Origin of the sequence: Micromonospora sp. DT201, from assembly GCF_049841575.1 — a bacterium.
GTDB lineage: Bacteria > Actinomycetota > Actinomycetes > Mycobacteriales > Micromonosporaceae > Micromonospora.
The window spans coordinates 17305-30368 of sequence record NZ_JBNCKP010000033.1; the positions used below are offsets into that span (position 1 = coordinate 17305).

General features: G+C 71.2%; 14 protein-coding genes. 11 read left to right on the forward strand and 3 right to left on the reverse strand.

The genetic code is table 11. The annotated features are described in order from the left end of the window. Position 1: 1 nt before the first annotated feature. Positions 2–643 (reverse strand): DUF4870 domain-containing protein, encoded by a 642-nt coding sequence (locus tag ACLQ28_RS32260; RefSeq protein WP_425690033.1) that lies wholly within the window; start codon positions 641–643, stop codon positions 2–4. A gap of 165 nt (positions 644–808) precedes the next feature. Between ACLQ28_RS32260 and hrcA the strand changes: the two genes are divergently transcribed. The 3 genes from hrcA to ACLQ28_RS32275 all read left to right on the forward strand — a co-directional run bounded on the left by hrcA (position 809) and on the right by ACLQ28_RS32275 (position 3790). Further along, positions 809–1831 carry a heat-inducible transcriptional repressor HrcA gene (hrcA, locus tag ACLQ28_RS32265; protein ID WP_425690034.1) on the forward strand — a complete coding sequence of 341 codons (1023 nt, stop codon included), beginning with the start codon at positions 809–811 and terminating at the stop codon, positions 1829–1831. 74 nt (positions 1832–1905) lie between these two features. Beyond that, positions 1906–3054: a molecular chaperone DnaJ gene (gene dnaJ, locus ACLQ28_RS32270; protein WP_425690072.1), complete on the forward strand. Its 1149-nt coding sequence runs from the start codon at positions 1906–1908 to the stop codon at positions 3052–3054. 1 nt (position 3055) lies between these two features. Continuing rightward, on the forward strand, positions 3056–3790 hold the full coding sequence (locus ACLQ28_RS32275; RefSeq protein ID WP_425690073.1) for a 16S rRNA (uracil(1498)-N(3))-methyltransferase: 735 nt from the start codon (positions 3056–3058) through the stop codon (positions 3788–3790). A 215-nt stretch (positions 3791–4005) separates the two neighbouring features. Here ACLQ28_RS32275 and ACLQ28_RS32280 read toward each other — a convergent pair whose 3' ends face one another. Next, positions 4006–4767 (reverse strand): SDR family NAD(P)-dependent oxidoreductase, encoded by a 762-nt coding sequence (locus ACLQ28_RS32280; protein ID WP_425690035.1) that lies wholly within the window; start codon positions 4765–4767, stop codon positions 4006–4008. A gap of 47 nt (positions 4768–4814) precedes the next feature. Between ACLQ28_RS32280 and ACLQ28_RS32285 the strand changes: the two genes are divergently transcribed. The 8 genes from ACLQ28_RS32285 to ACLQ28_RS32320 all read left to right on the forward strand — a co-directional run bounded on the left by ACLQ28_RS32285 (position 4815) and on the right by ACLQ28_RS32320 (position 12241). Beyond that, the gene (locus ACLQ28_RS32285; protein WP_425690036.1) at positions 4815–5174 is read left to right on the forward strand and encodes a histidine triad nucleotide-binding protein; all 360 of its coding nucleotides are present in this window, start codon (positions 4815–4817) and stop codon (positions 5172–5174) included. Continuing rightward, the gene (locus ACLQ28_RS32290) at positions 5171–6559 is read left to right on the forward strand and encodes a serine hydrolase domain-containing protein (protein WP_425690037.1); all 1389 of its coding nucleotides are present in this window, start codon (positions 5171–5173) and stop codon (positions 6557–6559) included. Before ACLQ28_RS32285 ends, ACLQ28_RS32290 begins: the two co-directional genes overlap by 4 nt. A 132-nt stretch (positions 6560–6691) precedes the next feature. Then, on the forward strand, positions 6692–7750 hold the full coding sequence (locus ACLQ28_RS32295; protein WP_425690074.1) for a PhoH family protein: 1059 nt from the start codon (positions 6692–6694) through the stop codon (positions 7748–7750). A gap of 15 nt (positions 7751–7765) precedes the next feature. Beyond that, positions 7766–8239 (forward strand): rRNA maturation RNase YbeY, encoded by a 474-nt coding sequence (gene ybeY, locus ACLQ28_RS32300; protein ID WP_110562700.1) that lies wholly within the window; start codon positions 7766–7768, stop codon positions 8237–8239. After that, the gene (locus ACLQ28_RS32305) at positions 8215–9639 is read left to right on the forward strand and encodes a hemolysin family protein (RefSeq protein WP_425690075.1); all 1425 of its coding nucleotides are present in this window, start codon (positions 8215–8217) and stop codon (positions 9637–9639) included. Before ybeY ends, ACLQ28_RS32305 begins: the two co-directional genes overlap by 25 nt. Beyond that, positions 9632–10018 carry a cytidine deaminase gene (locus ACLQ28_RS32310; protein ID WP_425690038.1) on the forward strand — a complete coding sequence of 129 codons (387 nt, stop codon included), beginning with the start codon at positions 9632–9634 and terminating at the stop codon, positions 10016–10018. The genes ACLQ28_RS32305 and ACLQ28_RS32310 overlap by 8 nt, the downstream gene beginning before the upstream one ends. 5 nt (positions 10019–10023) lie before the next feature. After that, positions 10024–10920 carry a GTPase Era gene (gene era / locus ACLQ28_RS32315; protein WP_425690076.1) on the forward strand — a complete coding sequence of 299 codons (897 nt, stop codon included), beginning with the start codon at positions 10024–10026 and terminating at the stop codon, positions 10918–10920. 157 nt (positions 10921–11077) lie between these two features. Then, positions 11078–12241: an acyltransferase family protein gene (locus tag ACLQ28_RS32320; protein WP_425690039.1), complete on the forward strand. Its 1164-nt coding sequence runs from the start codon at positions 11078–11080 to the stop codon at positions 12239–12241. On the opposite strand, the gene ACLQ28_RS32325 is transcribed toward ACLQ28_RS32320, so the two are convergent. Then, the gene (locus tag ACLQ28_RS32325) at positions 12222–13031 is read right to left on the reverse strand and encodes a DUF4097 family beta strand repeat-containing protein (protein WP_425690040.1); all 810 of its coding nucleotides are present in this window, start codon (positions 13029–13031) and stop codon (positions 12222–12224) included. The two genes, ACLQ28_RS32320 and ACLQ28_RS32325, sit on opposite strands and share 20 nt — an antisense overlap. Positions 13032–13064: the final 33 nt, after the last annotated feature.

The window sequence follows — 13064 nt, forward strand, 5'->3', positions numbered from 1 at the left end:
GTCACTTGATGAAGCTGGCCGACATCGGGTAGCGGTAGGGGGCGCCCTCGTTGGCCTTCATGCCCGCGATGATCCCGAACAGGATCTGGATCACCACGACGGCGATGCTGGGCAGGAAGAGCAGGCACCAGCTCACGAAGAGCAGCACGAACGCGATGATCGACCAGAGGATCTGGAAGTTCAGGGCGGCCAGGGCGTGCGCCCGGACGGTCGGCGACTGGTTGCCACGGGCCAGGTAGGCGATGAGCGGAGCGACGAAGCCCAGCGGACCGAAGCTGATCAGCGCGCCGACGGCGCCGCCGAAGTGCGCGACCAGCGCCCAGGTCTTGTCCTCGTTGTTGGCGTAGCCGCCACCGGGTCCGCCGTAGGCGCCACCGGTCGGATAGCCGCCAGCGGGGTAACCGCCGGGCGGGGGATAGCTGCCAGCCGGGGGATAGCCACCCGCCGGAGGGTAGCCACCTGACGGCGGTTGGTCACCGGTGGGCGGCGGATAGCCACCGGCCGGGGGATAGCCGCCCGGGCCAGGTGCCCCGGACAGTGGTGCGGTGGGCGGCTCGGCCGACGGGAACGAGCTCGGGGAGGTCGGCTCCGGCGGGTTGTTGCCGGGGTCACCCCCTCCGGGAGGGCGAGGAGGTTCAGTCATGGGTGTCACGGTAGGGGCCCATGGCAACGCCGCACCAGTGGGCGGCCGTTGATCATCGCGCAGGCGGGTACGCCGACGTAGACTGGCACTCGCTACAGTCGAGTGCCAGGATGGCCCGGCCGGCCTACGGCGCCGGCGGCCGACGTGCGACAGGAGGTGCGGAGGATGGGTCTCGACGACCGGAAGCTCGCCGTGCTCCGCGCGATCGTCGAGGACTACGTCTCCACCCAGGAGCCGGTCGGCAGCAAGGCGCTGGTTGAGCGGCACCAGCTCGGGGTCTCCCCGGCCACGGTCCGAAACGACATGGCCGTGCTGGAGGAAGAGGGCTACATCCGGCAGCCGCACACCAGTGCCGGCCGGGTGCCCACCGACCGCGGCTACCGGCTCTTCGTCGACCGGTTGTCCCGGGTCAAGCCGCTCAGCCCGGCCGAGCGCCGGGCCATCGAGCGCTTCCTGGTCGGCGCGGTCGACCTCGACGACGTGGTGCATCGCACGGTGCGGCTGCTCGCTCAGCTGACCCGGCAGGTCGCCGTCGTGCAATATCCGAGCCTGGCCCGCTCCTCGGTTCGTCACCTGGAGCTGGTGCCGATCTCCACCACCCGGCTGATGCTCGTCATGATCGCCGACACCGGGCGCGTGGAGCAGCGGCTGGTGGAGCTTCCCGGGCCGGTGCCCGCCGACAACGTCACCGATCTGCGCCGGCTGATCAACGAGAAGCTCTCCGGCGCCCGGCTGTCCGACACACCGCCGCTGGTGCAGGCGCTTGTCGAAGAGGCGCCGGCCGAGCTGCGTCCGACGATGACCACCCTCGCCACGGTGCTCCTGGAGACGCTGGTCGAGCGACATGAGGAACGCATCGCGTTGGCCGGCACCGCCAATCTCACCCGGGGCGGCCTGCTCGACTTCCAGGGTTCCCTGCGGCCGATCCTCGAAGCGCTGGAGGAGGAGGTCGTGCTCCTCAAGCTCATCGGTGAGACTGAGCCGAGCACGACCCGGGTGCTGATCGGCGACGAGAACGAGTTCGACAACCTGCGGGCCGCTTCCGTGGTCAGCACCGGGTATGGCCCGGGCGCCACGATCGTCGGTGGCCTGGGGGTGCTGGGGCCTACCCGGATGGACTACCCCGGCAATATCGCCACGGTTCGCGCCGTGGCACGCTACGTGGGCGAGTTGCTGGCCCAGAACTGACAAGTCAGGGCCGACGGCCGGCTGCTGCCACCGGATCGGCGCAACGCGAGACGAACATGAGGACACGGAACGCAGTGGCCAGGGACTACTACGGCATTCTCGGTGTGAGCCGGGAAGCCTCCGATGACGAGATCAAGCGCGCCTACCGCAAGTTGGCGCGCCAGTTCCACCCGGACGTCAATCCGGATCCGGAGGCTCAGGAGAAGTTCAAGGACATCAACGCCGCGTACGAGGTCCTCTCGGACGACCGGAAGCGGCAGATCGTCGACCTGGGTGGCGACCCGCTCGCCCCCGGTGGCGGTGGCGGCGCTGGCGGCCCAGGCGGTCCAGGTGGTGCTGGCCCGTTCGTCGGTTTCCAGGACATCATGGACGCGTTCTTCGGTGGCGCGGCTGGTGGCGCCCGTGGCCCGCGTCCGCGTACCCGGCCGGGTGCCGACGCGATCCTGCGACTCGAACTGGACCTGCACGAGACGGCATTCGGCGTCGAGGCGCCGATCACCGTCGACACCGCCGTGCTCTGCACCACCTGCTCGGGCGCGGGCACGGCCGCCGGCACGCATCTGGCGACCTGTGAGGCGTGCGGCGGGCGAGGCGAGGTGCAGTCGGTGCAGCGCACCTTCCTCGGCCAGGTGGTTTCCGCCCGGCCGTGCACCGTGTGCCAGGGCTACGGCACCACGGTCCCGCACCCCTGCCCCACCTGCGCCGGCGATGGCCGGGTGCGTACCCGCCGCTCGCTGACGGTCAAGATCCCGGCCGGAGTCGAGGACGGCATGCGGATCCGGCTCGCCCAGCAGGGCGAGGTGGGCCCGGGTGGCGGCACCGCCGGCGACCTCTACGTGGAGATCCACGAGCGGCCACACGACGTCTACTCCCGCAAGGGCGACGACCTGCACTGCCGCGTCACCGTGCCGATGACCGCGGCGGCGCTCGGCACCCGCCTGACCATCAAGACCCTGGACAGCGAGGAGACGGTCGACGTCAAGGCCGGCACCCAGCCGGCCAGCACGCTGCGGCTACGCGCCCGGGGGGTGCCACACCTGCGCGGCACCGGCCGAGGCGACCTCTACGTCCACCTGGACGTCCGGACGCCGACCAAGCTCGACCCGGATCAGGAGAAGATGCTGCGCGACTTCGCCAAGACCCGCGGTGAGGAGGTCGCCGAGTTATCCAAGCAGGGCGGCTTCTTCTCCCGGATGCGTGACGCGTTCAACGGGCACCCCTGAGGTGTCCGCGCCGCTGTTCCTGGTCGAGGCGCTGCCCACCGGCGACGCGTTCACCCTGGACGGCCCGGAGGGGCACCACGCCGCGACCGTGCAGCGGAGACGCGTCGGCGAGGAGTTGCTGCTCGCCGACGGTCGGGGCGGCACGGCCGCCGCCGTGGTCACGGCCGTCGGCCGGGGCAGCCTGGAGGTCACCATCACCTCCCGGGGGTACGCGGACGCGTCCGTGCCCCGGCTGGTGACTGTGCAGGGCATCGCCAAGGGTGACCGGGGCGAGCTGGCCGTGCAGGCGATGACCGAGGTCGGGGTCGACGAGATCGTGCCCTGGGCGGCGTCCCGTTCGGTGACCCAGTGGCGCGGCGACCGTGGCGTACGGGCCCGGGACAAGTGGGTGGCCACCGCGCGGGAGGCCGCCAAGCAGGCGCGCCGCCCCTGGCTGCCGGTGGTGGCCGGTGCTCCGGACGAGTCCACCGCCACGGTGGCCCGCCGGATCGCCGGCGCTGGCGCCGCGTTCGTGCTGCACGAGGAGGCCGAGGAGCGGCTCACCACCGCCGAGCTGCCGTCCACCGGGGAGATCGTCCTGGTCGTCGGGCCGGAGGGTGGCATCGACCCGGCCGAGCTGACCGCCTTCCGGGAGGCCGGCGGGCAGCCGGTGCGGCTCGGGCCGGCCGTGCTGCGTACCTCGACCGCCGGCGTGGCGGCGCTCAGCGTGCTCGCCACCCGCCTCGGCCGCTGGTAGTCCGACCTCGGGCCAACTCCGCTCGCGCGGGCCGGCCGGGCCAGGCCGTCCGCCCCCTCGACCACGTTGCGTGCGTCCTTTGCTCTGCTTCAGCGGAGGCAACACTCGTGCCCTTGAAGTGTTGCCTTGGTTGAAGCAGAGCAAAGGACGTGACGGGCACAGGCTGGGTGGCCGCGCGGGGGGCCGGCGGCCGGCGGCCCGGCTGGTCCTGCGGGTCAGCTGCGTAGGTAGGAGGCGCCGTTGAGGTCGACGATCGTTCCGGAGGCCCACTCGGCCTCCGGCGAGGCCAGCCAGTGCACGGCGGCGGCAATCTCCTCCGGCCGGGCCACCCGGTCGAACGGGCTCTGCGCCCGGATGGCCGCGCCCCGCTCGCCGCGCAGGTGATCAGTGGTCATGTCGGTCGCCACGAAGCCCGGCGCGACGGTGGCGACCGCGATGCCGTACGGCGCGAGCGCCACGGCGAGGGACTGGCCCAGTGCGTTCAGCCCCGCCTTGCTGGCGCCGTACGCCGGCTGGTCCGGTTCGCCGCGGAACGCACCTCGGGACGAGACGTTGACGATCCGACCGCCGCGTTCCCGCATGTGCTGGGCAGCGCACCAGGTGACGTTGCCCGCGCCGGTCAGATTGGTCTCCAGCACCTGCCGCCAGCGCTTCTGCCACTGCTCGTAGGAGGCGCCGAAGATTGGGTGCGGGTCGTCCCGGTCGCCGTACATCCCGGCGTTGTTGACCAGCACGTCCAGCCCGCCGAGCAGCTCGGCGGCCCGGTCGACCATGGCCCGGACCGCGTCCGGGTCGGTGAGGTCGGCACGGACCACCACGTGCCCGGCGCCGGGCAACTGCGCGCGCAGTTCCTCGGCCGCGTCGCCGGAGTCGCGGTGGTGGATCGCCACCCGGTCACCACTGGTCGCGAACGCCGTCGCCACCGCGCGGCCGATCCCGCGCGAAGCACCGGTTACGAGTACCGCCCGATCCGTCATGCCGGCCATCCTGCCTCAGCCGTCCCGGCCCTATTTACACTGCCCCGATGGGATCCGATTGCCTGTTCTGCCGCATCGTCGCCGGGGAGATCCCGGCCACCGTGGTCCGGGAGACCGACACCACGCTCGCCTTCCGTGACATCGACCCGAAGGCGCCGGTGCACGTCCTGGTCATTCCGAAGGAGCACTACGCGGACATCGCCACGCTCGCCCAGGGTGACCCGGCGTTGGCCGCGGACGTGCTGGCGACGTCCGCCGCGGTGGCCGAGGACGAGGGTCTGCTCGGCGACGGTTTCCGGCTGATGTTCAACACCGGCGCCAACGGCGGGCAGGAGGTGTTCCACGTGCATGCGCATCTGCTCGGTGGCGCGCCGCTCGGCCCGATGCTTGCCCGGGACCTGGCATGAGCGAGCCCGACAGTCGCGTTGACGAGCGCCTGGGTCGGCTGGTCCGGCGGGTGCAGGCCGACGCCCGGATGCCTGCGGTGTCGGCGGCGCTGCACCGGGCCGACCGACCGCTCTGGAGCTGCACCATCGGTGCGACCGGCACCGACAGTCCGTTGGGGCCGGGCACCCAGTTCCGGATCGGCTCGGTCACCAAGACCTTCACCGCGGTGCTCACCCTTCAGTGCCGCGACGACGGGCTGCTGGACCTGGACGACCCGATCGGCCGGCACCTGGATCTCCCCGCACACGGTGAGCTGACCGTCCGCCGGTTGTTGTCGCACACCGGTGGCCTGCAACGGGAGCCGTTCGGCGACGTCTGGGACAGTCTGCGCGCGCCGGACGCCGACCAGCTCCTGGCTGAGCTGGACCGGGCCGAGCGGGTGCTGCCGACGGCCCGCCGGTTCCACTACTCCAATCTGGGCATGGCCGTGCTCGGCCAACTCGTCGCCCGTCTGCGCGGCGAGAGCTGGGCGCAGTCGCTCACCGAGCGGATCCTGACGCCGCTGGGGCTGACCGACACCACCGTGACCCCCCGGCCGACGGCGGCCACCGGTTTCCTGGTCGACGCGTACTCCGATGAGGCACACCCGGAGCCGCCGACCGACTTCGGCGCGGTCGGCCCGGCTGCCCAGCTCTGGAGCACCGCGACCGACATGGCCCGCTGGGCGGCGTTCCTCGCCGACCCGGCCGCGCTGGACCCGGCCGGTGTGGTCCTCGCTCCCGCCACGCTGGACGAGATGCGTTGGCCGGTCACCACCACCGACGAGACGCTCTGGGGCGCGGGCTTCGGTCTCGGGCTGATCCTGGTCCCGCAGGGGGAGCGGGTGGTGCACGTGGGGCACGACGGGGCGATGCCGGGTTTCCTCGCCGCGGCGTACGGCCGGCGCGGAGGCGACGGCACGGCCGGCGCGATGGGCGCCGCGGTGCTCTGCTCGTCCGGCACGGCGGCCGAGTTGTTCGACCTGCCGCACCGGCTGCTCGCGGCGGCGGTCGAGCACGACCCGGCCGAGATCGAGCCATGGCAGCCCGGCGCACCCGCTCCGGCGGCCCTGCGGGCAGTGCTCGGCCGCTGGTGGGGCGAGGGCTTCGAGTACGTCTTCTCCTGGCACGACGGCACCCTGCGGGCGCGGGGGGCCGGCGATCCGGCAGGACGTCCACCGGCGATCTTCACCCCGCTGCCGGACCAGCCGGACGTGTTCCGCACGGTCTCCGGTCGGGAGGCTGGCGAGCTGCTGCGGCTGACCCGGAACGAGGCCGGTGCGGTGGTCCGGATGCATTGGGCGACGTACCGGTTCACCCGTCACCAGGAGACCTTCGACGGGTACGACTTCCGGGCCGGGAGTTGATCGCGGCCAGCGGAAATGGGCGCGATGCGGCCCGCGTTGAACCGATACGATGGGTGTAACGTCCGCACGCCGTGCCAGCAGGGCCGGCTTCGAGATCGAGAGCAGGTGGCGCAGGGCCCTTCGGCCCGACCTATGACCGGCACCCCACCTCCCGGCCCGCCCCGGGTGCAGACCAGGATCACCGTGCCCGACTCGAAGATCATGGTCAATCTGCTCGGCGCAGGCGACGAGATCCTCCGACTCGTCGAACGCTCGGTCAGCAGTGACGTGCATGTCCGTGGCAACGAGATCACCATCACCGGTGACCCCGCGGACAACGCCCTCGCCGAGCGGGTCTTCAGTGAGCTGCTCGAACTCATCGAGAAAGGCGAGACCCTGACTACTGACGCCGTCCGGCGTACCGTCGGCATGCTCGAGCAGGGCAGCGCCGAGCGGCCCGCCGAAGTCCTGACTCTCAACATCCTCTCCCGTCGCGGACGCACCATCCGCCCCAAGACCCTCGGGCAGAAGCGGTACGTCGACGCGATCGACTCCCACACCATCGTCTTCGGCATCGGCCCGGCCGGCACCGGAAAGACCTACCTGGCGATGGCGAAGGCCGTCCAGGCGTTGCAGGCCAAGCAGGTCAACCGGATCATCCTGACCCGGCCGGCGGTGGAGGCGGGTGAGCGACTGGGCTTCCTGCCCGGCACGCTCAACGACAAGATCGACCCCTACCTGCGCCCGCTCTACGACGCGCTGCACGAGATGCTCGACCCGGAGACGATCCCGAAGCTGATGGCCCAGGGGACGATCGAGGTCGCGCCACTCGCCTACATGCGCGGTCGGACGCTCAGCGACGCGTTCATCATCCTGGACGAGGCGCAGAACACGACGCCCGAGCAGATGAAGATGTTCCTCACCCGGCTCGGCTTCAACTCCAAGATCGTCGTGACCGGTGACATCACCCAGGTGGACCTTCCCGGCGGGACGAGCAGCGGCCTACGGGTGGTCCGGGAGATCCTGGAAAACGTCGACGACGTGCACTTCGCCCAGTTGTCCAGCTCCGACGTGGTCCGCCACCGGCTGGTCGGGGAGATCGTCGACGCGTACGCCCGCTGGGACGCCGAGCGGGAAAATCAGCAGGCGCAGGGCGTTCACGCCGTGCCCGGGCGACCCGCCCAGGGCGGCCGGGCCGGCCACCGCCGCTAAAGCAGAGGAAAGCAGTTGTCCATCGAGATCGCCAACGAGTCCGGTGTCGAGGTTGACACCGACGCCGTGCTCGCCGTCGCCCGGCACGCCCTCGACGAGATGGGGGTCAACCCCCTCGCCGAGCTGTCCGTGCTGCTGGTCGACATCGACTACATGACCGAGCTGAACCACCGCTGGATGGGTGGCGACGGCCCGACCGACGTGCTCGCCTTCCCCATGGATGAGGGCAGCGTCGACCACGGCCCGGGCGAGTCCGCGCCAGCCGGCGGCGAGCCGGCCCTGCTCGGCGACATCGTGCTCTGCCCGGAGGTCGCGGCCAAGCAGGCGGCGACCGCCGGGCACGCACCGGCCGACGAGCTGCACCTGCTCACCGTGCACGGGGTGCTGCACCTGCTCGGCTACGACCACGCCGAGCCCGAGGAGGAGCGGGAGATGTTCGCCCTCCAGGCCCGCCTGCTCACGAGCTGGCGGTCGACCCGCACCCAGTGATGTCCACTCCTCCGTTACTCGCGGCCGGCGCCACCGCCGGCCTTCCCGACCTGCAGCTGATCGTCTTCGCGGCCGGCCTGGTGGTATTGGCTGGTCTGATCGCGATGACCGAGGCGGCGCTCGCCGCGGTCTCGCCAGCCCGGGCCGCCGAGCTGGCCCGCGACGGCGTGCGTGGCGCCCGTACCCTCCAGGTCGTTGCCGGGGACGTCGTTCGGCACCTCAACCTGCTCCTACTGTTGCGGCTGCTCGCCGAGCTGACCGCCACCACGCTGGTGGCGCTGGTCGCGGTGGACAGCTTCGGCGCCGGCTGGCGGGCCGCACTGGTGACCGCCGGCGCGATGACAGTGGTCAGCTTCGTGGTGGTCGGCGTCGCACCGCGCACCATCGGCCGGCAGCACGCGTACGCCGTGGGTCGTGCGGTGGCACCGCTGGTCCGCTGGCTGGGCCGGGCGCTCAACCCGCTCGCGTCGTTGCTGATCCTGATCGGCAACGCCGTCACTCCGGGGCGCGGCTTCCGGGAGGGGCCGTTCGCCAGCCAGGTGGAGTTGCGTGAGCTGGTCGACCTGGCTGAGCAGCGCGGTGTGGTCGAGCACGGCGAGCGTCAGATGATCCACTCGGTCTTCGCGCTCGGTGACACCATCGCCCGCGAGGTGATGGTGCCGCGTACGGAGATGGTGTGGATCGAGGAGGGCAAGACGCTCGCGCAGGCGTTGGTGCTCTTCCTGCGTTCCGGTTTCTCCCGCATCCCGGTGATCGGCGAGAGCGTCGACGACGTGCTCGGTGTGCTCTACCTCAAGGATCTGATCCGGCGCTCCCGTGGCGGAGACCCGCAAGCCGAGCAGTTGCCGGTGGCCGAGCTGATGCGCCCGGCGACCTTCGTTCCGGAGTCCAAGCCGGTCGACGACCTGCTGTCGGAGATGCAGGCGGCCCGCAACCACCTGGTCATCGTGGTCGACGAGTACGGCGGCACCGGCGGTCTGGTCACCATCGAGGACATCCTGGAGGAAATCGTCGGCGAGATCACCGACGAGTACGATGTCGAACGCCCGCCCGTCGAACGTCTGACGGACTCTTCGGTGCGGGTTACCGCCCGCCTGCCGGTGGAGACTCTGGGTGAGATGTTCGACACCGATCTGCCCACGGACGAGGTGGAGACGGTCGGCGGCCTGCTGGCCCAGTCGCTGGGGCGGGTGCCGATCCCCGGTGCGGAGGTCGAGGTCGCCGGCCTCCGGCTGGTCGCCGAGGGCACCACCGGCCGGCGCAACCGGATCGACACCGTCCTGGTCAGCCGGGTGGAGTTGGGCAAAGAGCAGGACACCGCGGGGCGTGGCGAGCGCGCCGGCCCCGGGGACGACACGAACAACTACCGAGACGACGAGAGGCAATCCGCCGATGCCTGACACACCCGCCGCGCCTGCCGCCTGGCCCGCCCCCAACCCGTCGGCCGCGCTGAGCGCCGAGGACGGCAAACTCGTCGTCCTGGCCCGGGGAGCCCGCGGACGGGTCGGCGCCGTAGAGGGCGCTGCGGTCCGTGATCAGGACGGCCGGACGTACGCCGCGGCCAGTGTCGCGCTGCCCTCGCTGACCCTCACCGCGTTGCAGTTGGCGGTCGCATCGGCCGTGGCGGCCGGGGCGAGCCGGTTGGAGGCCGCGGCGGTGGTGACCGAGGCATCGACCCTGGACGGTGCCGGGCATGCGGCGGTGCGTGACCTGTCGGTGGACGCGCCGATCCATGTGGCAGCCCCGGACGGCACGGTCCTCGGCACGGTGACTCAGTGAGCCCCGTGCAGGACCCGCAGGCACGGCCGTACCGGGCCGGATTCGGTTGCTTCGTCGGCCGGCCCAACGCCGGCAAGTCGACGCTGACCAACGCCATCGTCGGCACCAAGATCGCGATCACCTCGAACAAGCCGCAGACCACCCGGCACGTCATCCGGGCCGTGCTGCACCGGCCGGAATCGCAGCTGGTCCTGGTCGACACGCCGGGCCTGCACCGCCCCCGTACGCTGCTCGGCGAGCGCCTCAACGACCTGGTCCGGTCCACCTGGACGGAGGTCGACGTGATCGGCCTGTGCATCCCGGCCGACGAGCCGGTCGGGCGCGGTGACCGGTTCATCACCGGCGAGCTGGCCGAGTTGAAGGCGACAGTGCTGGCGGTGGTCACCAAGACCGACCTGGTGGACAAGCGTCGTTTGGCGGAGCAGTTGCTCGCGGTCAGCAAGATGGGCGAGTTCGCCGAGATCGTGCCGGTGAGCGCGGTCTCCGGGCACCAGGTGGACACTCTGGTCGACGTGATGACCAAATACCTGCCGCCGTCGCCGCAGCTCTACCCGGACGACATGCTCACCGACGATCCCGAGCAGGTGCTGGTCGCGGAGCTGATCCGGGAGGCCGCCCTGGAGGGGGTCCGCGACGAGTTGCCGCACTCCATCGCCGTGGTGGTGGAGGAGATGATCCCCGAGGGTCAGGTCATGAAGATCTACGCCGACCTCTACGTGGAACGGCCCAGCCAGAAGGCCATCGTGCTCGGCCACAAGGCGAGCCGCCTCAAGGAGGTCGGCACCAACGCCCGCCGGCAGATCGAGGAGCTGCTGGGCGGCCGGGTCTATCTCGACCTGCACGTACGGGTTGCGAAGGACTGGCAGCGCGACCCGAGGCAGTTGCGCAAGCTGGGTTTCTGACCCACCTCGTCGAGGCGGATGCCCGACCGTCGGCATGATCACCTTCGGTCGGGCAGATGGGAAAATTCACGTTCGGCTGGGGGTCGCGGCCGTTTGGTACGGGCGGCGCGCAGGGTAGGGGAGTTACACCCCGCGTCCCCGACCCAAATGCAGGCTGATGCGCAACAGGTATCTCGATCTGCTCCGTTTCCTGGCCATCGTCCGAGTGATCGTCTACCACGTCACCGGGTACGCGACCCTCACCCTCGTCTTCCCCGCCATGTCGGTGATGTTCGCGCTGGCCGGCTCGCTGATGGCCGCGTCGCTGACCCGCTCCGGGCCGGCGGCGGTCGGGCGTCGACTGCGCCGGCTGCTGCCGTCGCTCTGGGTGCTCGCCGTGGTCGTCGTGCCGGCCATGCTGCTCAGCGGGCTGCCGGTGACACCCCGAGTGCTGCTGTGGCTGTTCCCGATCGCCGACCCGCCAGCCAACAACTGGGGTGCCCTGGCGCTGAGCGTCATCTGGTACCTGCGCGACTACCTGTGGTTCGTGCTCGCCTCACCTGTCGCATTCTGGCTGTTCCGGCGTGCCCCACTGCTCACCCTGCTCGTCCCGTACCTCCTTCTGGTGGCGATCGAGGCGGGGATCTACCCGGCGCCGCCGCCGGTGCTGCGTGAGTTCGGGCTCTACTTCGGAGCGTGGATGCTCGGCTTCGCCCATCACGCCGGGATGTTGCGCCGGCTCTCCGGCCGGGTGCTCTACCCCGTCGCACTCGCACTCGCGGTAGGCGGCGGCGCCTGGATCGTCGGGCATCCTGGTCCGCGCGGGTACGACCTGAACGACAACCACCTGGGCAACGCCCTCTGGTCGGCCGCGTTCATCCTGATCGCGTTGGGTCGGGCACCGTCCGAGGTGAGTTGGCTGGGCCGCAGCCGGCTCTTCGACCGGGCGGTGACCGTGGTCAACCGGCGGGCGCTCACCATCTATCTCTGGCACATGCCGTTCGTGGTGGCGCTCACTCCGCTGGTCGGCGTGGTGGGTTGGTCCCCTCGGCAGCCGGTGGGGTTGGCCATCCGGGTGTTGCTGGTCTTCGCGCTGGTCGGGCTGGTCACCCTGGCTGTCGGCTGGGTCGAGGACGTCGCCGCACGTCGCCGCCCGGAGCTGATCCCCGGCGGCTCGATCCAGTCCGCCGAGCGCACGGGTACCGAATCGGCGCTCCGGCCGGGCGGTGAAGCGGCGGACGGTGCCGGAGCGGCGGGGGCGACCGGCGAACGAGCGGTGGTACCTGCGCAGCGGCTGGCCGGGGAGGCGGCCAGCGTCGAGATCATCGCTCGCGGATCGTGAGGTTGCCGCTGCTGGCCGAACCGTCGAGCACCAGGGACGCCGCCGGGTTGTCGGCGATGGAGACGGTCTTGTCGCCGGAGTCGGCGTTGGACCGGACCCGGTAGCTGCCCTCCGGCACCAGTAGCGTGACGTCACCGCTGGATGCGTGGACCCGGGCCGAGGCGGGCTTGTCCAGCTCGACGTCGACATTGCCGGAGGTGGCCTCGGCGTCGACCGTGCCGCCCAGCCGGCGTGCGTTGATGTCTCCGGACGAGGCGCGCAGCCGCACCGCGGCGGCGGCCTCGCTCACCTCGATGTTGCCGGATTGGGTCTCCACCCCGAGCGCGCCCGACGCACCGGAGATCCGCACGTCGCCCGAGCTCAGCCGCAGGTCCACCGTGCCGACCCGGCTCAGCTCGACGTTGCCGGAGCTCGTCTCGCCCTGCACCGCCACGCCCTCCGGCACCCACACCTCGTAGGAGATGCTGCACCGCGAGCCGCATTCGGTGTCCAGCACCAGCTCGCTGCCTTTGATCTCGTACCGGGCGTTGTCGGGTTCACCGCCCTGGTAGCGCACCACCCGCTTGATCCGCACCTGGGACGCCGGGCCGGTGCCGCGGACCACTATGTCGCCCGCTCCGCCCGACACCCGAATGGTGGTGATCTGGACTTCCTCGGTGTTGTCGTAGTCGAGCCGGCGGAACGACAGGTTGTCGCACCCGGCGAGCACGATGAGGGTGGTGGCGAGCCCCAGCGCGACGGGAGCGACAACGCGACGACGGCGCGGGGTGGTGGTGTGGTGTAGTGCCATGGCCAGCACGCTACGGCCGAGCGCGAGCCCGGC

Coding starts and splice junctions, on each gene's coding strand:
- ACLQ28_RS32325 (WP_425690040.1), bottom strand. CDS start 13,031: ATGGCACTACACCACACCACCACCCCGCGCCGTCGTCGCGTTGTCGCT.
- ACLQ28_RS32290 (WP_425690037.1), top strand. CDS start 5,171: ATGAGCGAGCCCGACAGTCGCGTTGACGAGCGCCTGGGTCGGCTGGTC.
- ACLQ28_RS32260 (WP_425690033.1), bottom strand. CDS start 643: ATGACTGAACCTCCTCGCCCTCCCGGAGGGGGTGACCCCGGCAACAAC.
- ACLQ28_RS32310 (WP_425690038.1), top strand. CDS start 9,632: ATGCCTGACACACCCGCCGCGCCTGCCGCCTGGCCCGCCCCCAACCCG.
- ACLQ28_RS32280 (WP_425690035.1), bottom strand. CDS start 4,767: ATGACGGATCGGGCGGTACTCGTAACCGGTGCTTCGCGCGGGATCGGC.
- ACLQ28_RS32295 (WP_425690074.1), top strand. CDS start 6,692: ATGACCGGCACCCCACCTCCCGGCCCGCCCCGGGTGCAGACCAGGATC.
- hrcA (WP_425690034.1), top strand. CDS start 809: ATGGGTCTCGACGACCGGAAGCTCGCCGTGCTCCGCGCGATCGTCGAG.
- ACLQ28_RS32320 (WP_425690039.1), top strand. CDS start 11,078: ATGCGCAACAGGTATCTCGATCTGCTCCGTTTCCTGGCCATCGTCCGA.
- ACLQ28_RS32285 (WP_425690036.1), top strand. CDS start 4,815: ATGGGATCCGATTGCCTGTTCTGCCGCATCGTCGCCGGGGAGATCCCG.